Origin of the sequence: Sporosarcina ureilytica (assembly GCF_001753205.1) — a bacterium.
GTDB classification, from domain to species: domain Bacteria; phylum Bacillota; class Bacilli; order Bacillales_A; family Planococcaceae; genus Sporosarcina; species Sporosarcina ureilytica.
Genome location: NZ_CP017560.1, coordinates 2,075,125 through 2,099,271 on the forward strand (window position 1 = coordinate 2,075,125; position 24,147 = coordinate 2,099,271).

A 24,147-nucleotide genomic window follows, 5' to 3' on the forward strand; every position below is an offset into this window, starting at 1 on the left:
CCGTTCCTCCTCCTAACACCGGATTATGGCTACAAAGCCGCTAATGAATTTCGAAGCTGAATAATTTCCCTGGCCAGCTCCAGCGCCCGGGTATGATTATTGACTCTTTCTGCTTCTTTAGATTCGTGCATTTTTTCTTGGATAGCTATTTCTATCCGCTTTTTTTCAAGATGGATTATACAATCTTCAATTTCCTTTTCAGCATGGTCAGAATCAGATTCCAACAGCGCAGCTTCAAGGACTAATTTTCTTAACTCGCGATCTTCTATGGATTCAGCAAAACGGTGAAAATCTGGTTTTTTATATTGCTCGTAAAATCCGGCAAGACGTACGAATATCGTTGCGTAATCTTCATGAAAAAACACTTCTCTTTTTTCTTCTTTGAAGCGATCAAAAAGAGAGCCGTCATTTAGTAAATGGTGCAATAACAATCTCTCTGCTCGTTCAGTTCCCGTTTTTTGTCGAGTTTTAGGAACTGACGGCATGTTTCTGCTCTCTACAGTAGGAGACATAGAATCGGCTTTCGCCTGCCTTGCCCGATTTCCCGCCATTTTGATAAACTGTTGGTTAATCGCCTCAACTGAAACATTGGTCTCCTCCGATAATTGTCGGATATATAAATCCCTTTCCACTGGAGACGGGCGTAACGCTAATTCTTCTAGTACTTCGTGAATGAATTGCAATACATCGTTTTCATAGGATAGGTTTTTAGACCGTTTTGCATACGCCATAATAAATGACATGTATGAGTGTGGATTTCCGATAATTTGTTCACGGAAAGCTTCACCGCCATATTCTTGAATAAATTCATCCGGATCCATATCATTTGGCAAAAGTGCGATACGAATGTTCATCCCGTTTGCGTTGGCAATTGTCGCAAACCGCTTCGCGGCTTCCCAACCAGCACTATCACCGTCACAACAAATAATTAATTCTTTCGCAATTCTTTTTAGTTTTAACAAATGTGATTCGGAAAGAGACGTTCCCATAATTGCTACAGAATTTCCGACATCAACATGGTCTGCGGAGATCGTATCCATAAAACCTTCAAACAGTATTACTTTACCCGTTTTTCTTATGTTAAGACGTGCATTGTGCAAATTATATAATACTTTACCCTTTTCAAATATCGGCGTCTCAGGACTATTCAAGTATTTTGCAACTTCTTTATCCTCATAAAGGGAGCGTCCGGAAAAAGCGATGACGTTTCCAGTATCATCCCAAAGCGGAAACATAATACGTCCACGGAATCTGTCAAAATAGCCTGTCCCATCGTCTTTCATAATACAAAGTCCTGAACGTTCCATTTCCTGCATATTAAAGCCTTTTCTTTTTAATAAGCCAGATAATGCTTCAAAATCATCTAATGCCCATCCGATACCATATTTTTCTATACTTGCCCTCGAGAATCCTCTTTTTTCAAGATATTCTAGTGCTTTTTCACCTTCGACAGTATTTAAGAGTATATGGCTATAAAAATTAGTCGCAAGTGCGTGTGCGTCCATCATCTGTTTAAACTCTTGTTGATTAGTATGACCCGAGCCGCCTACCGGTATAACATCTATCCCGACACCAATTCGTTCGGCTAGTTTACTGATTGTCTCAGTAAAAGTGCGACTTTCAAGATCCATGACAAAAGTAATTGCATTTCCGCTTGCACCGCAACCAAAACAGTGGAAGAGCTGTTTATCTTCTGAAACCGAAAAGGATGGTGTATTTTCGCCGTGGAAAGGACAAAGACCGAACCAGTTTTTCCCTCTCTTCGTTAATTGAATATATTCACCAATTAAATCGACAATATCCGTTTTCGTGCGTATTTCCTCAATCATTTCTTCCGGAATTCTTGCCATTCAATCACCATTTCCTACTCATTTCTCGCTATATTTACTTAGTTCGAGATTTTATTCAAAAACCCTTCTTTTTTCGACATTTTTTAAAATAAATTTTCATAACATCGCATCATCATTCTTATAATGGTACTTATTTGCTTTTTTAATACTAGTAAAATACTATAAATCGACTTTGACATCACATACACATTTATTTGCGTCAAATTGATTTTTGCTGGAGACGGACGCTTTTCACGTGCATAGCTTCAATGATACGCTTAAATATAAACGAATAATAGAACATTTTTTCATTCTAGTATCCAGATAAAGTAAGTATAGAATTAACTACATGCTTAGATAGGAGCAATCTACTATAAAAGAAAAGTCTTATAATATAATTCCGTTCACCTTCGAAACTACCATTCTACATGATAGCACAAAATAATCCAAATGGTAGATATATTGCTTAATGAAAAGCCATATTCCCGAAAAGAAGAACCTGTCCATCACTTATAAATGGAAGGTCCTTCTTGTTATCTACTATTTGCTTGCAATTCAGTAATAATGACATTCGCCGTTTCTTCAACTGCACGATTTGTTACATCGATAACCGTACAACCAATATTATCAATCACAGCATTAAAATGCGAAATTTCTTCTTCAATTCTTTCAAACCGTGCGTAATTGGCATCGTCTTTTAAACCAAGCGCTTTAAGTCGTTCTTTACGGATTGAATTTAACTTTTGAGGCGAAATAACGAGCGCGAAGCACTTCTTTGGATCAATTTTAAATAATTCTTCAGGTGGCTCGACCTCTGGCACGAGTGGTACATTTGCAACTTTCAATCGTTGATGTGCCAAATACTGCGACAAAGGGGTTTTAGATGTTCTAGAAACACCAATGAGGACAATATCTGCTTTTAAGATTCCCCGTGGATCTCGACCATCGTCGTATTTCACGGCAAATTCAATGGCATCAATTTTTTTGAAATAGTCTTCATCTAGTTGTCTAACAAGTCCAGGCTCTTCTAAGGGTTTTTCACCCAATTCAATACCAAGTTGCTCTACAATTGGTCCTAGTAAATCGATACAGTTAATCCCAGCTTCTTGGCATTCTTTTTTTATTTTTTTTCGCATACAGCTTTTTACAAGGGTGTAAACAATTACTGCCTGTTGCGCTTTGGCTAAATATACAATTTCGTTTAACTGCGTTTCATCTTCAATATGTGAAAATCGCTTTAGCGAGACTGTTTCAAGTCCTTCTCTAAATTGACTAGCTGCCGCCTTTGCAACGAGCTCAGCAGTTTCACCAACGGAGTCAGAAACGATGAACATCGTTAGTTTTTTCATATTGTCCTCCTACAATTCGTGGTCATCCGCAAGAGATAAAAAGGCCGCGGTAATGTTTGTTTTCGTGATTCGACCAACAACTTCCAGTCCATCGCCTGTATCTTGAATAACTGGCAAGGAATCTATTTGTTTATCAATCATTAATTTAGAAGCCATTAATAATGTATCTTGCTTTGTACAATAAGTAATATTTGGCATTCGTGTCATAATGATATGAACGGGAACTTTTTCGGATTCTTTGTTTCCAATCGTCGCTCTTAATAAATCCTTACGCGATAACACGCCTGTAAGTAAAGATGATTTATCGACAACAAATAACGTTCCGACATCCTCCAAAAACATATGACAGATTGCATCATATACCGATAAACTTTCCGATACAACAACTGGCATTGATTGGAAATCACCGACCTTCATGGCATTCATGCTATCCGATATTGACTGTGTAGGTTTTTTTCCTGCATAAAAATAGCCAACACGTGGTCTAGCATCTAAATAGCCGGCCATTGTTAAAATTGCAAGATCCGGACGGATGGTTGCGCGTACAAGATTTAACCGTACTGCAATCTGTTCTCCCGTTATCGGGCCGTTCTCTTTGACAATAGCAAGAATGTCCATTTGGCGCTTGTTCAGTTCCATATGTCACCGCCTTCAGTGTTCATTACGTTAAATTGAAATTATGCTTTGCACTATTTTTCGATTTTCCATTACTTAATTATTATATATGAAAATGCTCCTAATTGCTAAGAAAGCGGAACCATGCTACAATAAGTTTTGAATTAGCAACATCCTTTTGGACAATCTTTCGTAATAAATCATGAATACACAATTCATATATATTTAAAATTATAGGCGTTGAAGGGAAATAAAGTATTATCTACAACGAGCGAGTAGGGACAGTGAGAGCCTACACTAGATAAGAAAAGGCATCCTGGAGCTATTCACTTTTTAAAGAGGGCTATTATTTAGCCAATCGGGGTGGAACCGCGGGTCATAATGCACTCGTCCTCGGACATGATGTCCAGGGATGTGTGCATATTTTTTTTGAAAGGAATGTTGATTAAATGGAAAAAATCGTTAACTTAGCAAAGGCGAGAGGGTTTGTTTTCCCAGGCTCTGAGGTTTATGGAGGTCTAGCAAATACGTGGGATTATGGTCCACTAGGGATTGAATTGAAAAACAATATTAAAAAAGCATGGTGGCAAAAATTCGTTCAAGAATCACCGCATAACGTTGGACTTGATGCAGCGATTTTAATGAATCCAAAAGTTTGGGAAGCATCAGGTCACACTAGCAACTTTAACGACCCGATGATTGACTGTAAAAAGTGTAAATCACGTCACCGTGTTGACAAATTAATTGAAGATGCATTAGAAGCAAAAGGAATGGAAATTGTTGTTGATGGACTTCCATTTGAAAAAATGAATGAACTACTTAATGAGCATGAAATTACATGTCCTTCATGTGGTGCACTTGATTACACTGACATTCGTCAATTTAACTTAATGTTTAAAACGTCACAAGGTGTAACTGATTCTTCGGCAAACGACATTTATATGCGTCCTGAAACTGCACAAGGTATTTTCGTGAACTTTAAAAACGTTCAACGTTCAATGCGTAAAAGAATGCCTTTCGGAATCGCACAAATTGGTAAAAGTTTCCGTAACGAAATTACACCAGGAAACTTCACATTCCGTACACGTGAATTTGAACAGATGGAATTAGAGTTTTTCTGTAAACCAGGTGAAGATGGCGAATGGTATGAATACTGGCGCGAATTCTCTAAAAACTGGTTACTGAGCCTTGGGATGACTGAGGAAAATATTCGCCTGCGTGATCACACGGAAGATGAACTTTCCCACTACTCAAAAGGAACAGTAGATATTGAATACAAGTTCCCATTTGGTTGGGGTGAACTATGGGGAATTGCGAACCGAACAGACTTTGACTTAAAACGTCATATGGAGTTTTCCGGTGAAGACTTCCATTATCAAGACCCTGTTACAAACGAGAAGTTTATTCCTTATTGTATCGAACCTTCACTTGGAGCAGATCGCGTGACGCTTGCATACTTAACGGATGCTTACACAGAAGAAGAGCTTGAGAATGATGATAAACGTACAGTACTACGTTTCCACCCAGCACTAGCACCAATTAAAGCTGCGGTTCTTCCATTGTCGAAAAAACTATCTGAAAGTGCGGATAAAGTATATGCAGAATTACGCAAACACTTCCCGACTCAATACGACGATTCACAATCCATCGGTAGACGCTACCGTCGTCAAGATGAAATTGGGACACCTTTCTGTATCACATATGACTTCGATTCAGAAGAGGATAAACAGGTTACTGTTCGTCACCGTGACTCAATGGAACAAGTAAGAATGCCAATTGAAGAAGTTGTTCCATACATCCAAAAACACCTTAAATTTTAATTAATGATATAAAAAAATCCGGAAAGCTTAGGAATTATCCTTCGCTTTCCGGATTTTCTTTTTTAGGTAATAATTCTGGCATCGCCTCGAGTTTATCTAAAAAGTTCCTCGATTTAAACCATACGCCTAGCTGTTCATCGTAAATTGTCCTAACAATCTTTTTCATTAACTGTTTTGTATCTTTTTTTAATGATAAATTACCAACTCGATGGATTGGCACGGTATAAAAAGTACGAATCAGCTTTATTTGTGTAGGCGTCAACCTTACAACATAAGTATCTATATGAAAACAACGATGACACAAGAACCCGATTTCTTTAAATGAAAAACCAAACTCCCCATCCGTTGCACCGCAATTCGTACATTCATGCAATACGGGATGAATTCCACCAACTCGTATCATTTTCCATTCAACAAATAGCGTAATTGCCTCGGCATCATATTCCTCATTAATCGCATGTAAAGCATCAGACAATAACTCATACACGCCAGCGACTCGATTATTTTCCTCAGTAAATCGATCAATAATTTCTACGATATAACTGGCATAAGAAGTCGCTTCAAGATCTTCACGAATAAAACGCATCGACTCAATCGGCTCACCTTGCGATAACGTCCCCATCCCACGTCCTTTTCGAATTAGAAAAGAACCGTGGGTAAAAGGTTGCGTAACCGCTGCAAGTTTACTTCTAGGCTTTTTCGCACCTCGGGCCATCACAGTAATTTTACCTGCTTCTTGCGTAAGTAATGTTACAATTTTATTGGATTCGCCATATGGCATCGTCCGAATCACAATCCCTTCCCATTTGCTCAGCAAGGATTGGCCCCTCCTCTATTTAGTTAACCTTCGTCGATTTAATAATCGTCATCATTAAACCCAAACTCTTTTAAACGGGTCGGACGATTACGCCAATCTTTTTGCACTTTCACCCATAATTCAAGAAACACTCTCGAACCTAATAGCATTTCAATATCTTTTCTTGCTTTCGTTCCAATTTCTTTGAGTAAGGCACCTTTTTTTCCAATGACAATTCCTTTTTGTGAATCTCGGTCAACGACAATTGTCGCCATCACATTCACGATGTCTCGGTCCTTCTCACGCTCTATTTGCTCAATCACAACGGCTACGGAGTGTGGGATTTCTTCACGTGTTAAGTGCAGCACCTTTTCTCGAATGAATTCAGAAATAATAAAACGTTCTGGATGGTCAGTAACTTGTTCATCCGGATAATATTTTGGTCCTTCAGGTAAATATGTTTTGAGCGTTTCTAATAATTTCTCGGTATTATTTCCATTTAGCGCAGAAATTGGCACAATTTCCGCAAATTCGTACTCTGATGTATAAGAAACAATTGTTTCTAACAAGTCATCCGGATGCACTAAATCAATTTTATTAATAATCAAAAACACGGGTGTGTCCGTATTTTTTAACATCTCAATAATAAAACGATCCCCTGGCCCGATTTTTTGTTCTGCGTTTACCATAAACATGATGATATCGACTTCTGACAGCGTATTACGTGCTACCTTCACCATGAAGTCGCCAAGTCTATGTTTTGGTTTGTGAATCCCTGGTGTATCAATATAAATCATTTGTGCGTCATCTGTCGTAACAACGCCTTGCACTTTATTCCGTGTCGTTTGCGGTTTATCACTCATAATGGCAATTTTTTGTCCGACGACACGGTTTAAAAATGTTGATTTCCCGACATTCGGGCGTCCAATAATGGAAATAAATCCAGATTTAAAAACTTTATTATTTTCTTGCATCCGCAAAGTCCTCCTTTGAAAAGGCGCCGGGAAGCAATGCGCCAACTGTTGTTTCCTGCAGGTCACCTTTAAGATTCGTTAAATAAACAGGCATCGTACTATCACAAAACTCAGCAATCACTTGTCGACAAGCTCCACAAGGCGATATAGGGCTATCTGTATCGCCTGTTATCGCTAAGGCCTGCATGTTTTGGACACCTTCAGATACTGCTTTAAAAATCGCTGTACGCTCAGCACAGTTCGATAAGCCATATGATGAATTTTCGATATTACAACCTCGATATATTTTTCCATCCTTCCCTAATAAAGCAGCACCTACCGCAAAATTCGAATAAGGAACGTAAGCAAATTCCCTCGCCTTTAAAGATTCTTCAATTAACTTTTCTTTCATAGATAGATTCCTCACTTTCAATTCATCAAACTAAACCATTTTGGGATGAAGATTAATAATCCCACAATTGCACTTGTAAAAGCAAACACAAGTACTGCACCCGCAGCTAAATCTTTCGCTTGTTTGGCGAGCGGATGCCGTTCATTTGTAACTAAGTCAACAATTCTTTCTACCGCGGAATTTATTAGCTCGAGCGCCAATACACCGCCAATAAAAATACAAATGGTAAACCATTCTAACAACGACAATCCGGTCAATAGTCCCGCACTAACCACCACTAAAGCCGTCCAAACATGAATTTTGAAATTTCGTTCTGTTTTAAAACAGTGCATAATTCCTGCCATCGCAAATGTAAACGACTTGAAGAATTTTCGCATTCGCTTCTACCTCTCAAGTCCAAATGTGTCGAGTATCTCTTTTTGCCTTCCAAACATTTTCTTTTCATCTTCTTCTGTCATATGGTCATAGCCAAGCAAATGCAGAAAACCATGTAAAGCTAAAAAGCCAATTTCTCGTTTAAATGAATGACCGTACTCCTCAGCTTGTCGTTCAGCTGTCTCAGTGGATATTAATATATCTCCTAATACGGTAGGCATATCCGCTTCAACTTTAATTTCAACTTCACCTTCTGTCATTTCCTCCAGCGCGAAAGATATAACATCGGTCGGCGCATCAATACCTCGGTAATTTGCATTGACTTCTTGTATGTCTTCATCAGTCATAAAAGTTACAGACACTTCCGCTTCTTCTACAATGCCCTCTTCGCTTGCGGCATGGTTCAGTAGTTTAGTAACAAGTTCTTCAATCGTATCGGATATTTTATTCGTTTCATCGTTAATATCTAGCTGTAACATTTTACTGATCACCTTTCTTATTCTGGATATTCAATTCGGTTATGGAACATACCGTTCAATGTTTCGCACATTGCCCGCTCTACCCTCTTCAACTCTTTCATTGATAAATCACACTCATCGAACTGCCCATCTCTTAATTTATCGCTAACGATTGAACTAACGAGCGCATTAATTTTTTCAGAAGTTGGTTCTTTCATCGAGCGAACTGCTGCTTCAACACTATCGGCTATAGATATAACCGCAATTTCTTTTGTTTGTGGTTTCGGTCCAGGATAACGGAACTCTTCCTCTATCACATCTTCACCTAATTCTTTCGCTTTAAAAACAAAGAATTTCAATAAACTTGTTCCATGATGTTGTCTCGCAATAGCTACAATTTCACGTGGCATTTTATGTTTCTCTAAAAGCTGCGCTCCATCCTCTGTATGTGCAATAATAATTTCTTTACTTTTCTTAGGCGGTAAGGTGTCATGTGGATTTTGTTCTGCATGTTGATTTTCAATAAAGAACCGCGGACGCACCGTTTTTCCCACATCATGATAATAGGATCCAACACGAGCAAGCAAACCATTAGCCCCGATTGTTTCGCATGCTGCATCAGCTAGATTTGCGACCATGACACTATGATGATAAGTGCCAGGTGCCTCTGTCAAAATCTTCTTAAGCAACGGATGATTCGGATTCGATAACTCAATTAATTTCATGTCTGATAATAGTCCGAATGTCGTTTCAAAAAACGGCAAAAGTCCAATTGTTAAGGCGCCAGACAAGACACCAGATGTAAAAGCAGCCATTGCATAAAAAGTTAACTCCGTTAATTCATAAGTCGTCTGTGTCATTAGTAGATAAAAGGCAATAAAACCTAAATTACAAATGGAAACACCTAAACTTGCCCTTAAAATTGTTGAACGCCTAGACATATTGCCAAGTAAATATAAGCTCGTAATACTGCCAAATAATATGTATAATGCAATTTCCATTTGAACAATTGCAGCATAACCATCTTGTAGCATAATCCCTGCGGTTGCAGCAATGATGATTGAAATTGTTAATGCTAACCGGTCATTGACCAATAGTTTTATAAGCATTGACGCTAATGCTGTCGGAAATAAAAAAGCGATAAGCAAATCAAATTCAGGTTCTATTATCGAGACTAACTTCATAATTGCCACGGTTAATAAAAAGACAACTAATGCAATGACCAACGATTTCTTCTTAACATCCGAGCTTTCTCGCCAAGTTTGAAAATGCAAAAAGAGGATTGACATCATGACAGACACAAATAAAGCAATGCCAGCTAGCGGCTTAACTTGTGTTTTATTCGTTAATAGCCCCGCCAATTCTAGTTGACGGTATACTTCTCCATCAATGACTTGTCCTTCTCGAACAATCACTTGGCCTTGTAATATGCGAATTGGCTCTACTGTTGCTCTTGCTTCTTCAACTCTAGACGCTGTTAATGCTTCGTTGAAAATTTCTGTTTCAACGAGTAGAGAGCGTGCGATTGAAATGACAGGTTGTTCAATTTGAGTAGGGATTGTATTTGATAATCTTAATTGCCGTTCAATTTCATATTTAGCAAACGTTAAATCAGTTGTTCTTAAAGGTTTTGATAATTCCTCTCCTAAAACTTTAACAACACTCGCTTTAATGCCTTCAAGTATATTAATATCTTCTGAAAGCAAATTCGCGATTGCTTCATCACTTAGTTGGAGTTCTGGTTCTTCCTCTTCTAATGCCGATAACTTCTCGCGCATCGCTTCAACTGACTTCTCGGTTATCTTTATTTCCTCTTCCGTTTCTGCATTGTCAGAAACCATTTCTTTTTTAACGTCTATAAGAAAATCAAAAATTGAAGTTGCAATTGCTTGTCTATTTTTCGCAATGTCTTCTGAAAATTGGTAAACTGGAGCGACTTCATTTGCTGCCCTATCCCTCTCCTGTTCTGTTTTCACTGTATCTTCAACTGTCTTCAGTGAACGAATGGCTTCATGTGCAATTTGAAACTCTTTTAATTCGTACGTTTCTTTTTGGACGATATCTAGCATGAATGTAAAAAGTATGACTGCCGATAACGTTATCATAAACAATGAAAAATATGTAAACTTTAAAGCATTCAAAAACTTTCTTACTGACCGCATAATTAGATCCCCCTTTGGCTTCCGAGTAACTATCCTCTCGGCAAACCCATTCCAATCATCCGCATGTTCACATGACAGTCTTGCTTAGTAACTAAAAAGCATTCTCTTCAGACTAACATGCCCCTCAAGAAAGAGGACTAAAGGTCGTTTTTCCTTCAGCCATCTTTCTTGAAAAACAAAGCATAATACTTTCAAAATCATAGCAAGCCATGACCATATTAAGAAGTTTTAGTCAGTCTTCCTGTTCGTATGCATCAATTATTTTAGCCACAAGAGGATGACGAACTACGTCTCCTTGTTCTAAATATTGAAAATGAATATCAGCTACAGATTTTAGAACAACCTCCGATGCAATTAAGCCCGATTCGATGCCACGCGGTAAATCCACCTGTGTTTTATCACCAGTAATAACCATTTTAGAACCAAATCCAAGTCGAGTCAGGAACATTTTCATTTGGGCTTTGGTCGTATTTTGTGCTTCGTCTAAAATAACAAAAGCGTCATCCAACGTTCTTCCACGCATATAAGCGAGTGGTGCAATTTCTATTGCGCCCCGTTCAATAAGTCGTTCTGTTTGCTCTGCTCCAAGAACATGGTGGAGCGCATCATAAAGTGGGCGTAAATACGGATCTACTTTTTCTTTTAAGTCTCCCGGTAAGAAGCCAAGGCTCTCCCCAGCTTCAACGGCCGGTCTCGTTAAAATAATTTTTTTCACTGAACCAGTTTTCATCGCTTGAACTGCCAGTACGACCGCTAAAAATGTTTTTCCTGTTCCAGCAGGGCCTACGCCAAATACCAAATCATGCGCTCGAATAGCGTGTACATATTCTCTTTGTCCAATTGTTTTTGCACGGATTGCTTTCCCTCTATTATCCCGTGCAATTTCTTCGTCATAAAGCTCGGAAAAATATTCAATGGTTTCATTTTTAACCATTTCCAACGCGGTCGCAACATCACGTTGGTTAATATTGATTCCTTTGCGGATTACTTTAAGCAGTTGTTCAATCAGTGTAAGTGCTACTTGTTGCTTTTCTTCAGAAGCATAGACAGAAATTGTGTCTCCACGTGTAATTATCGATATTTCTAATTGCTCTTCAATCAGTTTTATATTTTGATCGGAAATACCAAGAAGCATGACTGCCTCATTTGGGTCTTCTAAATGTAATTGAATTAATTGTTCATCCAATAGCTTCAGTCTCCTTGAGGTATAGGTCTTTTAATAGCAATATTATCATTAATAAGAAATAATATAGTCCCTATCACTTTATCATCATCGATTGTGACGTGCAAAATTTTCTCCTCTTTCACCATTGCATCTGGTCCTAATTCTGCCAATAATTTCATCTTCAATAAAGGAATGATAACAGTCTCCTCCATTCCTTCTTCAATTTCTAATTGGGCGTCTTTTTCTTCGATAATACGCTCTGTTTCAATAATATTCCAGCTCGATTTGTTAAACAAGTCTTTTCCTTTCCACGGCGGATGAAAGAAAAATTCTAATCGTTCGTCTCCTTGAACTTTATATTGAATTTTTTTAGGAATCCTAAAGCTGTATTCAACCCAGTAATCAGCAAATACTGCCCCATCTGCTCCAACAATTACAGTGTTTTCTCCTTGCTCAAGTGTTCCCTTTGCCAAAGTATCCCCTTTTTTTACAGTCATATAAACACGACCTACTCTTTCACCTTTCGTTAATGCAAATCGCGTAATTACCCCTCCTGTACGGGCCACCAAGTCAGCAGGTTCTTCCTTTCTTTCAGGTTGGCTGTCCGACTGCGGGGAGAGCAATGGAATCACTGTCAAGGTCGTTCCAGAGCGTTTAAAGTGAACCCATGATAAAGTAGGTTCATCTTGCATAAGATCTCTTCTAATTTCCCGTTCATCTGGAATGGACATGAGTAAACGAAATGGAATAATAGATGCTTTTTCTAACTTCTTTTCAATTCGCTCTGACACTTCCGGCATTTCAGATTCCACTGTTACAGACCATAGAAAAAAGGAACATACAAAAGGGATGGCCAGTAAAATGACAAATCGATAGGAACTGAATAACATTTCCAACCCACGATCTTCCACTGTAGAATATACATTTAACTTTAAACCATAACGGCGGCGATATTTCCGCGCTTGTTTTAAGCCTTTTTTATCGGTGATAAAGTAAGCAGCGTTTTCGATCATTGTCAGTGACGTAACTTTTGTACCAGTCGTTTTCAGTTTTGTTAAAAAAGTTGATATGTTTCTTGGTCCAGACACTTTAATTTCATACCGATTACGTGCCATACGTGCCCTCCTCTACATTCGATTCAACTAAAGTGAATCGTTTAATCGAATCGAATGTAAACACAGCTAATTCCTCCGCCAACTTTTCCACAGTGAGTTGATCGCCTGAAACTTCAATTACATAATTATCACATCTAATAATTGTAAAATCGGGGCCAAGTGTCACAAGTTCGTAAGGGCCGGTGATGCGTAGAGAAGAAAACTCGTCAACAACAATTTGAGAACCAATATTAAATAGCTTTTTCAAATAATAAACCCCCTATACATATCATATGAAATGTATAGGGGATCAATGATTAACGTCTGGATTTTGGCGGTCCGATTATTTCAGAAAAAATGATACCTTTCATGATATCATCTGAACTACTTGGCACAAAATCGCGATTTGCTACATTGGATTGTTTAATTTTTGATTGGCGTTTTACCTTATCTCTTCTTGTTTCTCTACGCCTTCCACCGTCCAATGGAATCGGTGTTTCCTTCCTAGACTCGGCTTTTGAGAATGACTCCCTTGGCACAGCAACTGGACGCTGCTCTACTTTTTTATTTTCCTGCTCCATCTCTTGCTGAATTTCTTTATACAAATCTCTAGACATTTCTTTTAACTTCTTAATCGGATTATCTTGTTTTTCAGCAGTAAAAGGTTTTGATGGCCTTTTTTCGTCCTGAGATGATTTCTTCTTTCCACTAAAAAGAGAGCCAAGCAGAAGCATAATGATGAATGGAATAAGACTTTCCATTTACTTCATCCCCTTTCCGGGAATTAACTTCTAATTACATACTAATTATTCTTGGTCAGGCGATTGGTCACCTTGGCTATATTTACTAATTGATTCACGCATGCCCGTATCAGCTTGCACGTTTCTATAGTTAACATAATCCATAATGCCAATGTTACCTGAACGTAGCGCATCTGCCATTGCCATTGGTACTTCAGCTTCGGCTTCTACTACTTTCGCGCGCATTTCTTCAACTCTTGCTTTCATTTCTTGTTCATTTGCAACAGCCATTGCACGACGTTCTTCAGCTTTAGCTTGTGCAATGTTTTTATCTGCTTCGGCTTGTTCAGTTTGAAGATTTGCACCGATGTTTTCGCCGACATCTACATCTGCAATGTCAATCGATAAAATTTCAAATGCAGTACCTGAATCAAGTCCTTTAGATAATACTGTTTGGGATATCCGGTCAGGATGCTCTAGAACGTCCGCATGACTTGAAGATGCACCAATTGTAGAAATAATCCCTTCACCAACACGGGCAATCACAGTATCTTCACCCGCACCACCAACAAGACGGTCGATGTTCGCACGTACTGTAATACGCGCTTTAGCCTTAACTTCAATTCCGTTCACAGCCACACCCGCAATAAATGGCGTTTCAATTACTTTCGGATTTACGGACATTTGAACAGCTTCTAATACGTCACGACCTGCTAAGTCAATTGCCGCCGCACGCTCAAACGATAAATCAATATTCGCTCGGTGTGCTGCAATAAGCGCGTTAACAACTCGGTCAACGTTACCTCCTGCAAGGTAATGACTTTCCAATTGACTAATTTCCACGTTCAAACCTGCTTTATGGGCTTTAATTAGTGGAATTACAATACGATTTGGAATTACTCGACGGAGCCTCATCCCAATCAGTGTTAAAATACTTACTCTTACGCCAGCTGCTAATGCGGAAATCCATAGCGTGACTGGAACAAGTGTGAAAAATATAGCTAAAACTATAATCGCGGCGACAACTATCGCAGTTGTTGTAATAAACGCAGCATCAATCATCATTCAACTTCCCCTCTCTCTATCGATTCTCGAACGACAATACGAGAACCTTCTACCTTTACAATAGTAACATCTTTTCCTCTATCAATATAACTTCCTTCTGATACAACATCAATTCTTTCGCCTTCAAGGTCTACTGTACCGGATGGTCTAAGTGGAGTCGTCGTTACTGCTTTCTGGCCAATTAACTCGGTACGATTCACATTCGACACATACCCTGACTCCGTGTCAGTTGCATCCATCAAGACTACTTTATTAAACAGGTGTAGTTTTTTACCAAAAATTTTAATGATAATCACCGCCCCTATTGCAGCGATGGCAATTGCGATTAATACAGACACTGCCATATACATCGGGTTGCCTCCTGCCATAATAATACTTCCTACTATCGCTACTGCACCAATGACGCCAGCAATTCCGCCGGCTATAAAAATCTCTGCAACAATAAGTGCAGCACCGACAACAAATAAAATAAGCGATTCGTATCCAGCAAGTCCTGCAATCATATGACCGTAGAAAAACAGTAACAACGAGACGATTCCCATCGTTCCAGCAACGCCAAATCCTGGCGAGTATAACTCAACGACAAGTCCAAGCCCAGCAACTGATAATAAGATTGGCACGACAATCGGATTTGTCACGAAACGAGCAATACTTTCAGAGAACGTTTCTTTTGTAGAAATGACCTCAGCATCTTGATAACCTGTACGTTCTAGCAGCTCTTCAAATGAAGCGACTGTACCTTCACTGTACCCGACAGATAGCGCTTCACTCGCTGTTAATGTAAGAAGTTTACCAACGCCAGCCCCATACTCAGGTAAGTCAATAGATGGCTCTGCCATTGCCCTCGCATATTTAATCTCTCGCCCGGAAGATTCTGCAGCATTTTCCATCGCCGATAACCAGGCACTATGTGCTTTTTCGTCCGCTGCATTCCCAGTGGACTCAATGACTTGTGCCGCCCCGATCCTTCCTCTTGGCGACATATAGATTTCTTTCGCATGTAATGCTAAAAATGCGCCAGCTGATAATGCATCGTCATTAATATAGGCGATGATGGGTATTTCAGACGTATCTAATAACTTAGCAATTTGTCCCGCCGCATCAACAAAGCCACCTGGTGTATGAATATCTAAAATAATTGCTTCCGCATTAGCTGCTTTTGCTTCTTCAAACGATCTTTCTAGAAAAGCATACAATCCCTTCTCTACCTCATTAGAGATTGGTATTTTATAAACAACTTGACTATTTGCATCCGTTTTTACAAATGGCACAGAAAGTGTGGCAATTACCAGCATAAGGAAAAGCAACTTTTTCATTTGCTGTCTCATCTTAACCCTCCTTTCTTCTGCATACTACAATTATATCTTTAATACGTGTAAAAAGGGTGAAAGTTTCATTTCATCCTTAAAAAAAGATATATTTTTGATATCTGAGTCAATCTTATCATTATATTAGTAATATCATTTTGGAATCGGAACGGAAATCCCTTTAAACACGAACGATATTTTTTCCAACCTAAATGCTTATTTTTTGGTTCTATGTCAAATGTTGGGGTGATGTGTTTTGCACGTCACCCTTCTTTTATGATTTATTCTTTGACAAGTTGATTTCCGCTCCAGGTGGACGCGTTCGGCGGGGCGTGCGGTGAGCCGCTTCCTTCGCTTCGCTCCGTCCAGGGTCTCACCTGTCACGCTTCTCCCGCCCGAGTCGCCACCTTGCGCTCCAATCAACAGATAACCTTCTTTTATACACTTGTTCATCATCCTACTAAATAAGTGCCAATTGTTTTATATTTGATGTTTAATAAAACCTTTGCTCTCGCATGATCAAAACGTCTAAAACCATATGCGTTCCTTTTTGTTACTTTTGTTTTATTATTAATTCCTACTAAAAATCCGTTCGAGTAATTAAAAGCGAAACTATTTAAAATTTCAGGTTGCCAGTTCTTCAATGTGCGAATCGCTTTCAAGAAAGCGGGAATATTCGCGTCTTCTACCTTACGGTAAAAGGCTTTCAAACTTCTTTTGATTTCTGGCATATCATCCTTCTTTTATACAATACAAATCGCATTCGCTTGCACTTCTACTTTTTTCTAGTCAATTAAAGTATAAAAGAATTAGGTGACCTCGTGCATTTTTTATGCTGAATTGTTCTGAAACCCCAACATATATAATAGAACCATTTTTTATGATAAGCAATTATGAAATTTATTCATTAATATAGACAAATAAACCGGAAAACCTATATAACGGCTTCCCGGTTTTACATTGATTGAAATTTGATGTAATTAGCATATACAAAGTTAATGACGAAGATAATAGAATATATTATCTACGTTTCCTTGCAGCCTCAGACTTCAATTTTCGTCTTACACTCGGCTTCTCATAATACTCACGCTTTCTTACCTCACGGATTTTTCCGCTTTTGGAAACGTCACGTTTGAAGCGTCGAAGAGCGTCTTCAAGCGATTCGTTTTTACGAACGACAGTTTTCGACATACCTCTTGTCCCTCCCTCCGAACACCTTGGAACACACGGTCTAGTGCCATGTACTTCAGTATTATACCTTATTATTAAAAGTGGGTCAATATTAATCTGGTGAATTAATAATCTTCTTTTGATTTTAATCCATTCATAATTTGTACCCCGGAACTAGCACCGATTCTTGTCGCGCCAGCTTCAATCATTTGTTCCATATCTTCAAAACTACGGACGCCGCCTGAAGCTTTCACACCTAATTCAGGACCTACGACCGCTCTCATTAATTTCACATCTTCTACGGTTGCACCGCCAGTTGAGAAGCCTGTTGAGGTTTTCACGAAATCTGCACCTGCAACAACCGCTAACTCACAAGCTGTTCTCTTCTCAGAATCAGTTAATAAAGATGTCTCTATAATTACTTTCACGATGGCTTTGTCAGCAGCTGCTTCAACAACAGCTTGAATATCTCGCTTAACGAGTTCGTCATCTCGACTACGAAGCGCTCCGATATTCACAACCATGTCGATTTCAGTCGCACCATTTTGTATCGCACTTGTCGTTTCAAATGCTTTTGTTTCCGTCGTTGAAGCACCTAGAGGAAACCCGATGACTGTACAAACTTTAACTGGTGTACCTTCGAGCATCTCTGCCGCAGTTTTGACCCAAGTCGGGTTGACACAAACCGAAGCAAAAGAGTACATTTTCGCTTCATTGCAAAGATCGATAATCGCGTCTTTTTTAGCATCTGCTTTTAATAATGTATGGTCAATGTATTTTGCAAAATCTGTATTCAATTGAATACCTCCTAAAATTATCCATCACTTGATATGATTAGCCTCTCCAAAGAGTCAATTTCATATTATATTAGGTTATAATCCGAAAATGTTGATTTTCGTTCCGGGCGGACGCTTTCCGTGGGGCTGGCGGTGAGCCTCCTCAGTCGCTTCGCTCCCTGCGGGGTCTCACCTGTCCAGCTAATCCCACAGGAGTCGCCGCCCTCCACTACAATCAACAAAGATTACATTATATAAACCAAATAATTAAATGAAAAATCATCTTAACATTCGTATTGTTAAAATTAGCAATTGAAGAATAAGCTCAAGAGTTTATATTTTAAATAATCTCTTGAAATCAAACTTGAACCGCTTCATCCTCTTCCATTACACGAACGTATTTGGCTTCGTTATAAGGGTAACCAGCTTTTATTAGCTTTACACGAACAACTTTACCGACCATAGATTCGTCAGCCTCAAAGAACACTTTCAAGTAATTATCTGAATAGCCTTCGTAAAGTCCACTTTCAGGGTCAAGCTTGTATCTTTCTTCCGGAATGACCTCGAGTACTTCATTTTCGAATGAAGAAGCATATTCCTTTGCAAGCTGGTCATTTAACTCAATCAGTTTATGAACCCTTTCATTTTTCACTTCTTCGTCGATTTGATCTGTCATACGTGCTGCTGGCGTACCCGTTCGCATGGAGTAAGGAAATACGTGTAGTTCGGAAAAGCGTTGGTCACGAATGAAACGATACGTTTCCATAAACTCCTCTTCCGTTTCCCCTGGGAATCCAACGATGACATCAGAAGTGATTGCAAGGTTCGGTAATGCCTCACGCAGACGGTCGAGACGCTCAGCGAAAAATTCCATTGTATACTTCCTACGCATACGTTTCAAAACTGTATTGGAACCTGATTGAATTGGAATATGCAAATGACGAACAATCACCTTAGAATCATTTAATACTTCAATGACTTCGTCCGTTAGCTGACTCGCTTCAATTGAACTAATACGTAGTCGTTTTAGCCCTTTTACTTCCGCTTCAAGGTCGCGAAGTAATGCTGCTAAATTATAATCTTTTAAATCTTCTCCGTACCCACCTGTATGAATACCTGTAAGTACAATTTCAAGATACCCTGCATCAACGAGTTGTTGCGCTTGGTGAATTACTTCTTTAGGATCGCGAGAACGCATTAAACCACGAGCCCAAGGAATAATACAAAATGTACAGAAGTTATTACAACCTTCTTGGATTTTAAGTGATGCTCGAGTACGATCTGTAAACGCCGGTACATCTAACTCTTCATACACGCGATTCTTCATAATATTTCGCACTGCGTTAATCGGTTGACGCTCCGCACGATATTCTTTAATTAGACCAAGCAATTTAGAACGGTCTTGTGTCCCTACAACGATATCTACACCAGGTATCGCCATAATTTCAGCAGGAGATGTTTGAGCGTAACAACCTGTTACACAAATAACAGCGTCTGGATTTCTACGGATTGCACGACGAATCACTTGTCGGCTCTTTCTGTCTCCTGTGTTAGTAACGGTACATGTATTAATAACATAAACGTCTGCATTATTGTTAAATTCTTCACGCTCGTAACCTGCGTCTTGAAATAGTTGCCAAATCGCTTCCGTTTCATAGTGGTTTACTTTACAACCGAGAGTATGGAAGCTCACGGTTTTTGATAGCTCGTTACCCATAAAACTTTTCATCCTTTCGTTCCGGTCAATCTTAACTTTTCCTATAATATCACAAATCGATTCATTGAGCATAGTATTTTAAGTTTACATTAATTAAACTCATTTAAATAAAAGAGAGCCTAATCGCTCTCTTTTATTTAACCTCAACTATCGACGCACCGACAATTTCATCATAGGAGTACATCGATGTACCAAATGGGTCGTCAATAATTATAGCTTTATTTGTAATATTAATTTCAATCGGCACTCCATAATCTTCTATTAATTGTCCATCACACCAGTAAGTTAATTTAATTGTAGATTTACTTTTTAATGCCCACTCAATTTCCTCTGCGATTAATGTTAATTCAAATTCATCTAGATTAGGTTTTTCTTTCTAATTATCTTCATCGTACTAATCCCTAAAATTTTTCAACGTGCTCGGTCAACATCATTGCCGTCCATTTTTTCGTTCCTCTGTCACGATTAATACTCAACATGCAATCACCTACTTCTTTATTAAAGTGATAATACCGAGCATGCGTTCTATTGTAAAGGGAATAAAAAAAGACTGTCGATTGACAATCTCTCTTTGTTCTAATTACTTTATTTCTTTATTAATTCCGGAAACGTCATATTTTGAAACAAGATATTTGGATAAACAATACTACTTCTTTCTTTTATCACTTGTATGTCAACCAATGCATTTTGAGTGTAGTTATTTCCTAGCATGTCAGAATATATTAGTTTGAATTTCATTTTTAATCTCGGAATTTCCTGAGAAGTTTCCCTGGAATCATTTTGGCTATTTATGAATATATCCGATAAACTTTCGCTTGCTAAGAAGATATCATTAAAGATAATTCTAAAGTATGCAATATCTCCAATGTTCATTGCATGTAAAGTATTACCATTCATAAATATTCTATTTTCGATACTGATATCCTTAATGGATATATTAATCGCAGTTCCTATACCTATATTACTTACCTCGCCATGTAATTCAAGGCTCTCAAAATAAATCCCTCCGTCCTTACCAGCCTTATTCTTTTCGCTAAATAATCCTATTGCTCCAATTCTATATTGATCAGTTGTTATATTAATAGTTTCATCTAAAAACTTGCTCTTATGTAACTGTTTAATAGATAGGTAAGGTTGTATCCTCTTTCGGTCCTGGTCTTTATATTGCCAGGTAGTATATAAAATTGTAATGATGAGACTTCCCGCCGTTATGGCACTTCCTAAATAGTCGCCAAAGAAACCAATCCAGTCGTTGTTTGCAGATGGAATGATTCCAAACCATGGCCCGCTCGCAACAACCCAATTAATAATAATTGGGGAAAACATAAATACTCCTATTGTTAGAAATATTATACTTCTGCTTACTCTCATATAAATCCCCCCCAGCCTCATTTAACAGTTCAGTATTTATCCCCCTTTAACATACCATTTATTGAGAACAAATATAAGTTATGTAAGTTGGTTTGCTCGGTTTGGTGTTTGTCAATCAACTCTATTTGCTCATTGTTCTGTGTGTAAAGCATGTTAGCATGTTTTCGATTTTCGCTTGGGATGTTTGTGAAATGGTAATTTCTTTTTTCCTCTTATTGTGACTTTTTTCAAGTTCGAGAATACGTTTTTCATGGGCTTGTACCATGCTCTCCATTGTTTTCTCCTCCAATGGTGACCCCTCGTGATATTTATCTATTTTGAACACAACAAAAAGAACGCCGATTACTCGACATCCTCGTTTTTTACATATTTGTAATTGCTTTGATGATTGCTAGTACTAGGGCTAGCTCTAACATGGTTTTGCCCACGCTCTTGAGATCCCAAAAATAATTAACATTACAATGATCACTACAATCAACATTGTTGCATGTTCTGGAATATCAAAAAGAAGCATGAACTTCATCATAAATCTCTCCATATTATCACCTCTTAATTATCAAGTTGACTCATGATAGACTAGAGGGGAAATAGATATTCCATCTGCGTGTCGCATCTTCCTTCTCTTCAGTTAAAGAACGCCTTACACGGCGCTCTTCTATATTCTGCCAAATGCTTGGATAATGACTAATAATATCGTTACCTTAAACATCGCACTCGAAAGACTTTTGATGTCCCTAAAAATAATTATCAATACAATAAACATGATAAAAATCGTTACCGTATTTTCAGGCATTTTGGACGTCAAAAGAAACAGCGAAGGTAAATCAGCCATATTACTAACACCTCCCATTAATCAAGTTTACTTAACTAGATTAGTGAGAGATAAATATTCTGTATGTGTGTTCGTAGCTTATTCAACGACCTCGTTTTTCCACCTTAAAAGAACGCCCCGTAGGACGTTCACTCATTGGCATCTGTTATATTATTATTCTTTAAATAAGCTTTAAATCGATACAGATTTAAGCTTATTTATCACCCTTTTTCATGCTTGGTAATTCCGGATTTGAAATTTTCGAAAGTAAATCCTTTTGTAAGTTTTCATTTTGTTTCTTTTTTGACAATAACGTCAAAAGAGTTACCACGATGCTCAAGGTAATCATAGTTATTAACGAAACTAAAACAAAATAATTAGTTCCAAAGTCAAACCTATCAGACCAGATTTTAACCACCCCACTAATTGACAACAAGGGAAAGGAGAGTAATATGATAGATAGAGGTAAAGTAAGCTCGGAATTCCTTAAATTACCGCCTGTATCAGCTATTTCCTGTCTAGTTTGATAATCCACTTCTTCTTTTATCAATTTAGCTAGTTGCTCAGATAATTCTATCTTCTTATCCATTGGAATAAAATTTGTAGCGAAAACCTCCTTAATCATATCCTCTAATGTTTCCTTAGCATTGTTCATATTCTGTGGCTTCACGCCGTATTTTCGTGAAAGGGATGATAAAACAGATTTAATTATCTTTAACGATGGGATTTTCCCTTCTGAAATAGTTATTATTAATAAAGCAACTATTTCTTCATTCGCTTGTTTCACTTTCTTATAGTAATCTTTTCTACTAATTTTATTGGATATAAGAAATACTATTATCCCACTGACAATCCCTGTGCATATACCGACAAACCATGGGTTAGTAAACATTGTATTAACTCCAATCCGATTAATAACTCATATAAGCATACCACCTTTCTTGCATCTGTGAAATCCCATCAATGTTTATTCAATATCTATTCCTTCTAATTCATCCACACGTTGTTCTAAATCCGTAATTTGTTGCTGCACTTCTTCAACAAGCGTTATTAATGGCGCTATTTGCTCTTCTTGAAGTTGCTCGATGGATTGGTCCGTATAATCATTTGCTTGAATAGAAACAACTCCAGCGCTGGAACAGTAATACCTTTCGTCAGCGTGCCACCAAAATCGCGGACTTTTCTAGATATTTCACCGAGTTTGCTACCAAACCCCTGTAAAGCATCGCAGGCCTGCCTCTGACGGTTTTCTTCCTCCGTTCTCAATCATTCCGTAATATTGACGAGTAATATTCTCCTTTGATAAAGAAACCACATCTTCTTGGGTTAATCCCCTCTTCTTTCTAGCGGAACGGAGGATATCTCGTAATTGTCTATTGCCCATGTCTACACCTCCCTGACGTAACTTTTCGTTGGATCTAATTAATATCACAATAGCAACCCATGGTTGCACATGGTGTTTTAATGCAACTTCTTATTTCCTTTAATGTTTGCAACTCATTGTTGCTATACAATATAGGTAATATACCAAGGAGGAGCGAAGTTTATATGTTCCCAAAGAGATTAAGGATACTTAGAAGAAAAAAAGAAATGTCGCAACAAGAAATGGCTGACTTTCTTGGTATTACAAGGCAAGGTTATGGAAAATATGAAAATGGTGGTAGCGAACCTTCTTTAGGGATGTTAGGAGTTATTGCTGATTTTTTCGGCGTAACAATAGACTATTTAATCGGCCATTCCAACACGCAAACAATGTCAGAGCAAGAAGAGTTCGAAGCCTTTGCTGGAAATCCGGAGTTGGAAAGATGGTACAAGGAATTGCCAAACCTGGATGAAGAGGATATCGAAGCATTGAAACAAATGTGGGAGATTATAAAAAAACTTAGATAAGTAAAGTTATGTAAAAACTAAAAGAGCGTGGTTTCCTTTTGTAATCCTATCGAAATACAACAATAAACAGTACTTCCTTTGCAGTAATTAGTGCATTTGTTGGCTACATAAATAGGATAAATAAAGTAATGTAAATGTTAAGGGAACTCTTAAGATGAATAGGAAATAAATTGCACGGCTTTTCGGGGTCGTGTTTATTTTTAAATTGAGTATAGGAATATCAAACTACTAAAAAACATGACAATAGTTCTACACGAAGAATAAGGTGATTA

General features: G+C 38.2%; 28 protein-coding genes. 2 read left to right on the forward strand and 26 right to left on the reverse strand.

Annotation, left to right across the window (positions count from 1 at the left end; translation table 11 throughout):
* Nucleotides 1–29: 29 nt before the first annotated feature.
* The 3 genes from dnaG to ccpN form a co-directional block, all read right to left on the reverse strand.
* Nucleotides 30–1,850: a DNA primase gene (gene dnaG / locus BI350_RS10255; protein WP_075528024.1), complete on the reverse strand. Its 1,821-nt coding sequence runs from the start codon at nt 1,848–1,850 to the stop codon at nt 30–32.
* A 512-nt stretch (nt 1,851–2,362) separates the two neighbouring features.
* Entirely contained in the window at nt 2,363–3,178 is an 816-nt protein-coding gene (locus tag BI350_RS10260; RefSeq protein ID WP_075528025.1) for a pyruvate, water dikinase regulatory protein, read from the reverse strand.
* Nucleotides 3,179–3,187: 9 nt separating this feature from the next.
* Entirely contained in the window at nt 3,188–3,817 is a 630-nt protein-coding gene (gene ccpN / locus BI350_RS10265; RefSeq protein ID WP_075528026.1) for a transcriptional regulator CcpN, read from the reverse strand.
* Nucleotides 3,818–4,242: 425 nt separating this feature from the next.
* On the opposite strand from ccpN, the gene BI350_RS10270 reads away from it, so the two are divergent.
* The gene (locus BI350_RS10270) at nt 4,243–5,613 is read left to right on the forward strand and encodes a glycine--tRNA ligase (RefSeq protein ID WP_075528027.1); all 1,371 of its coding nucleotides are present in this window, start codon (nt 4,243–4,245) and stop codon (nt 5,611–5,613) included.
* A 34-nt stretch (nt 5,614–5,647) separates the two neighbouring features.
* Here BI350_RS10270 and recO read toward each other — a convergent pair whose 3' ends face one another.
* The 23 genes from recO to BI350_RS10365 all read right to left on the reverse strand — a co-directional run bounded on the left by recO (nt 5,648) and on the right by BI350_RS10365 (nt 23,369).
* Nucleotides 5,648–6,430 (reverse strand): DNA repair protein RecO, encoded by a 783-nt coding sequence (recO, locus tag BI350_RS10275; protein WP_075528028.1) that lies wholly within the window; start codon nt 6,428–6,430, stop codon nt 5,648–5,650.
* A gap of 38 nt (nt 6,431–6,468) precedes the next feature.
* Entirely contained in the window at nt 6,469–7,383 is a 915-nt protein-coding gene (gene era / locus BI350_RS10280) for a GTPase Era (RefSeq protein WP_075528029.1), read from the reverse strand.
* Nucleotides 7,370–7,774, reverse strand: a complete 405-nt coding sequence (locus BI350_RS10285; RefSeq protein ID WP_075528030.1) for a cytidine deaminase — start codon at nt 7,772–7,774, stop codon at nt 7,370–7,372. The genes era and BI350_RS10285 overlap by 14 nt, the downstream gene beginning before the upstream one ends.
* 17 nt (nt 7,775–7,791) lie before the next feature.
* Nucleotides 7,792–8,151 carry a diacylglycerol kinase family protein gene (locus BI350_RS10290; RefSeq protein WP_075528031.1) on the reverse strand — a complete coding sequence of 120 codons (360 nt, stop codon included), beginning with the start codon at nt 8,149–8,151 and terminating at the stop codon, nt 7,792–7,794.
* A gap of 6 nt (nt 8,152–8,157) precedes the next feature.
* Nucleotides 8,158–8,628, reverse strand: a complete 471-nt coding sequence (gene ybeY, locus BI350_RS10295) for an rRNA maturation RNase YbeY (RefSeq protein WP_075528032.1) — start codon at nt 8,626–8,628, stop codon at nt 8,158–8,160.
* Between the two features lie 17 nt (nt 8,629–8,645).
* Nucleotides 8,646–10,769, reverse strand: a complete 2,124-nt coding sequence (locus tag BI350_RS10300) for an HD family phosphohydrolase (RefSeq protein WP_211117155.1) — start codon at nt 10,767–10,769, stop codon at nt 8,646–8,648.
* A gap of 232 nt (nt 10,770–11,001) precedes the next feature.
* Entirely contained in the window at nt 11,002–11,955 is a 954-nt protein-coding gene (locus BI350_RS10305; RefSeq protein WP_211117156.1) for a PhoH family protein, read from the reverse strand.
* 5 nt (nt 11,956–11,960) lie between these two features.
* Complete coding sequence (locus tag BI350_RS10310; protein WP_075528034.1) at nt 11,961–13,049, reverse strand: sporulation protein YqfD; 1,089 nt, start codon at nt 13,047–13,049, stop codon at nt 11,961–11,963.
* The gene (locus BI350_RS10315; RefSeq protein ID WP_075528035.1) at nt 13,039–13,296 is read right to left on the reverse strand and encodes a hypothetical protein; all 258 of its coding nucleotides are present in this window, start codon (nt 13,294–13,296) and stop codon (nt 13,039–13,041) included. The genes BI350_RS10310 and BI350_RS10315 overlap by 11 nt, the downstream gene beginning before the upstream one ends.
* A 49-nt stretch (nt 13,297–13,345) precedes the next feature.
* Nucleotides 13,346–13,789, reverse strand: coding sequence for a hypothetical protein (locus tag BI350_RS10320; RefSeq protein WP_075528036.1), 444 nt, complete (start codon nt 13,787–13,789; stop codon nt 13,346–13,348).
* Between the two features lie 45 nt (nt 13,790–13,834).
* A complete protein-coding gene (gene floA / locus BI350_RS10325; RefSeq protein WP_075528037.1) occupies nt 13,835–14,833 on the reverse strand; it encodes a flotillin-like protein FloA in 999 nt (332 codons plus the stop codon).
* Nucleotides 14,830–16,161 (reverse strand): NfeD family protein, encoded by a 1,332-nt coding sequence (locus tag BI350_RS10330; RefSeq protein ID WP_075528038.1) that lies wholly within the window; start codon nt 16,159–16,161, stop codon nt 14,830–14,832. The genes floA and BI350_RS10330 overlap by 4 nt, the downstream gene beginning before the upstream one ends.
* Nucleotides 16,162–16,592: 431 nt before the next feature.
* Nucleotides 16,593–16,871, reverse strand: coding sequence for a transposase (locus BI350_RS10335; protein ID WP_075528039.1), 279 nt, complete (start codon nt 16,869–16,871; stop codon nt 16,593–16,595).
* Nucleotides 16,872–17,160: 289 nt separating this feature from the next.
* A complete protein-coding gene (gene rpsU, locus BI350_RS10340) occupies nt 17,161–17,331 on the reverse strand; it encodes a 30S ribosomal protein S21 (RefSeq protein WP_075528040.1) in 171 nt (56 codons plus the stop codon).
* Between the two features lie 104 nt (nt 17,332–17,435).
* Entirely contained in the window at nt 17,436–18,107 is a 672-nt protein-coding gene (gene deoC, locus BI350_RS10345) for a deoxyribose-phosphate aldolase (RefSeq protein ID WP_075528041.1), read from the reverse strand.
* A 337-nt stretch (nt 18,108–18,444) separates the two neighbouring features.
* A complete protein-coding gene (mtaB, locus tag BI350_RS10350) occupies nt 18,445–19,803 on the reverse strand; it encodes a tRNA (N(6)-L-threonylcarbamoyladenosine(37)-C(2))-methylthiotransferase MtaB (RefSeq protein ID WP_075528042.1) in 1,359 nt (452 codons plus the stop codon).
* 133 nt (nt 19,804–19,936) lie between these two features.
* Nucleotides 19,937–20,140 carry a YolD-like family protein gene (locus BI350_RS16700; RefSeq protein ID WP_082295042.1) on the reverse strand — a complete coding sequence of 68 codons (204 nt, stop codon included), beginning with the start codon at nt 20,138–20,140 and terminating at the stop codon, nt 19,937–19,939.
* 248 nt (nt 20,141–20,388) lie between these two features.
* Entirely contained in the window at nt 20,389–21,174 is a 786-nt protein-coding gene (locus tag BI350_RS10355) for a hypothetical protein (RefSeq protein WP_075528043.1), read from the reverse strand.
* A 121-nt stretch (nt 21,175–21,295) separates the two neighbouring features.
* Nucleotides 21,296–21,448, reverse strand: a complete 153-nt coding sequence (locus BI350_RS16935; protein ID WP_155767516.1) for a hypothetical protein — start codon at nt 21,446–21,448, stop codon at nt 21,296–21,298.
* Between the two features lie 135 nt (nt 21,449–21,583).
* Nucleotides 21,584–21,712 (reverse strand): hypothetical protein, encoded by a 129-nt coding sequence (locus BI350_RS17305; RefSeq protein WP_281181721.1) that lies wholly within the window; start codon nt 21,710–21,712, stop codon nt 21,584–21,586.
* Between the two features lie 117 nt (nt 21,713–21,829).
* On the reverse strand, nt 21,830–22,006 hold the full coding sequence (locus tag BI350_RS16940; RefSeq protein ID WP_155767517.1) for a hypothetical protein: 177 nt from the start codon (nt 22,004–22,006) through the stop codon (nt 21,830–21,832).
* Nucleotides 22,007–22,199: 193 nt separating this feature from the next.
* Nucleotides 22,200–22,877, reverse strand: a complete 678-nt coding sequence (locus BI350_RS10360; RefSeq protein ID WP_075528044.1) for a hypothetical protein — start codon at nt 22,875–22,877, stop codon at nt 22,200–22,202.
* A 312-nt stretch (nt 22,878–23,189) separates the two neighbouring features.
* Nucleotides 23,190–23,369 (reverse strand): helix-turn-helix transcriptional regulator, encoded by a 180-nt coding sequence (locus BI350_RS10365; RefSeq protein ID WP_075528045.1) that lies wholly within the window; start codon nt 23,367–23,369, stop codon nt 23,190–23,192.
* Between the two features lie 164 nt (nt 23,370–23,533).
* Between BI350_RS10365 and BI350_RS10370 the strand changes: the two genes are divergently transcribed.
* Nucleotides 23,534–23,875 carry a helix-turn-helix domain-containing protein gene (locus BI350_RS10370; protein WP_075528046.1) on the forward strand — a complete coding sequence of 114 codons (342 nt, stop codon included), beginning with the start codon at nt 23,534–23,536 and terminating at the stop codon, nt 23,873–23,875.
* The last annotated feature ends 272 nt before the right edge of the window (nt 23,876–24,147 follow it).

What these genes read in the sequence shown, in the direction of transcription:
- dnaG (WP_075528024.1), bottom strand. Translation starts at nt 1,850, where the DNA reads ATGGCAAGAATTCCGGAAGAAATGATTGAGGAAATACGCACGAAAACG.
- BI350_RS10260 (WP_075528025.1), bottom strand. Translation starts at nt 3,178, where the DNA reads ATGAAAAAACTAACGATGTTCATCGTTTCTGACTCCGTTGGTGAAACT.
- ccpN (WP_075528026.1), bottom strand. Translation starts at nt 3,817, where the DNA reads ATGGAACTGAACAAGCGCCAAATGGACATTCTTGCTATTGTCAAAGAG.
- BI350_RS10270 (WP_075528027.1), top strand. Translation starts at nt 4,243, where the DNA reads ATGGAAAAAATCGTTAACTTAGCAAAGGCGAGAGGGTTTGTTTTCCCA.
- era (WP_075528029.1), bottom strand. Translation starts at nt 7,383, where the DNA reads ATGCAAGAAAATAATAAAGTTTTTAAATCTGGATTTATTTCCATTATT.
- BI350_RS10285 (WP_075528030.1), bottom strand. Translation starts at nt 7,774, where the DNA reads ATGAAAGAAAAGTTAATTGAAGAATCTTTAAAGGCGAGGGAATTTGCT.
- BI350_RS10290 (WP_075528031.1), bottom strand. Translation starts at nt 8,151, where the DNA reads ATGCGAAAATTCTTCAAGTCGTTTACATTTGCGATGGCAGGAATTATG.
- ybeY (WP_075528032.1), bottom strand. Translation starts at nt 8,628, where the DNA reads ATGTTACAGCTAGATATTAACGATGAAACGAATAAAATATCCGATACG.
- BI350_RS10300 (WP_211117155.1), bottom strand. Translation starts at nt 10,769, where the DNA reads ATGCGGTCAGTAAGAAAGTTTTTGAATGCTTTAAAGTTTACATATTTT.
- BI350_RS10310 (WP_075528034.1), bottom strand. Translation starts at nt 13,049, where the DNA reads ATGGCACGTAATCGGTATGAAATTAAAGTGTCTGGACCAAGAAACATA.
- BI350_RS10320 (WP_075528036.1), bottom strand. Translation starts at nt 13,789, where the DNA reads ATGGAAAGTCTTATTCCATTCATCATTATGCTTCTGCTTGGCTCTCTT.
- floA (WP_075528037.1), bottom strand. Translation starts at nt 14,833, where the DNA reads ATGATGATTGATGCTGCGTTTATTACAACAACTGCGATAGTTGTCGCC.
- BI350_RS10330 (WP_075528038.1), bottom strand. Translation starts at nt 16,161, where the DNA reads ATGAGACAGCAAATGAAAAAGTTGCTTTTCCTTATGCTGGTAATTGCC.
- BI350_RS10335 (WP_075528039.1), bottom strand. Translation starts at nt 16,871, where the DNA reads ATGCCAGAAATCAAAAGAAGTTTGAAAGCCTTTTACCGTAAGGTAGAA.
- rpsU (WP_075528040.1), bottom strand. Translation starts at nt 17,331, where the DNA reads ATGTCGAAAACTGTCGTTCGTAAAAACGAATCGCTTGAAGACGCTCTT.
- mtaB (WP_075528042.1), bottom strand. Translation starts at nt 19,803, where the DNA reads ATGGGTAACGAGCTATCAAAAACCGTGAGCTTCCATACTCTCGGTTGT.
- BI350_RS10355 (WP_075528043.1), bottom strand. Translation starts at nt 21,174, where the DNA reads ATGAGAGTAAGCAGAAGTATAATATTTCTAACAATAGGAGTATTTATG.
- BI350_RS16935 (WP_155767516.1), bottom strand. Translation starts at nt 21,448, where the DNA reads ATGGAGAGCATGGTACAAGCCCATGAAAAACGTATTCTCGAACTTGAA.
- BI350_RS17305 (WP_281181721.1), bottom strand. Translation starts at nt 21,712, where the DNA reads ATGGAGAGATTTATGATGAAGTTCATGCTTCTTTTTGATATTCCAGAA.
- BI350_RS16940 (WP_155767517.1), bottom strand. Translation starts at nt 22,006, where the DNA reads ATGGCTGATTTACCTTCGCTGTTTCTTTTGACGTCCAAAATGCCTGAA.
- BI350_RS10360 (WP_075528044.1), bottom strand. Translation starts at nt 22,877, where the DNA reads ATGTTTACTAACCCATGGTTTGTCGGTATATGCACAGGGATTGTCAGT.
- BI350_RS10365 (WP_075528045.1), bottom strand. Translation starts at nt 23,369, where the DNA reads ATGGGCAATAGACAATTACGAGATATCCTCCGTTCCGCTAGAAAGAAG.
- BI350_RS10370 (WP_075528046.1), top strand. Translation starts at nt 23,534, where the DNA reads ATGTTCCCAAAGAGATTAAGGATACTTAGAAGAAAAAAAGAAATGTCG.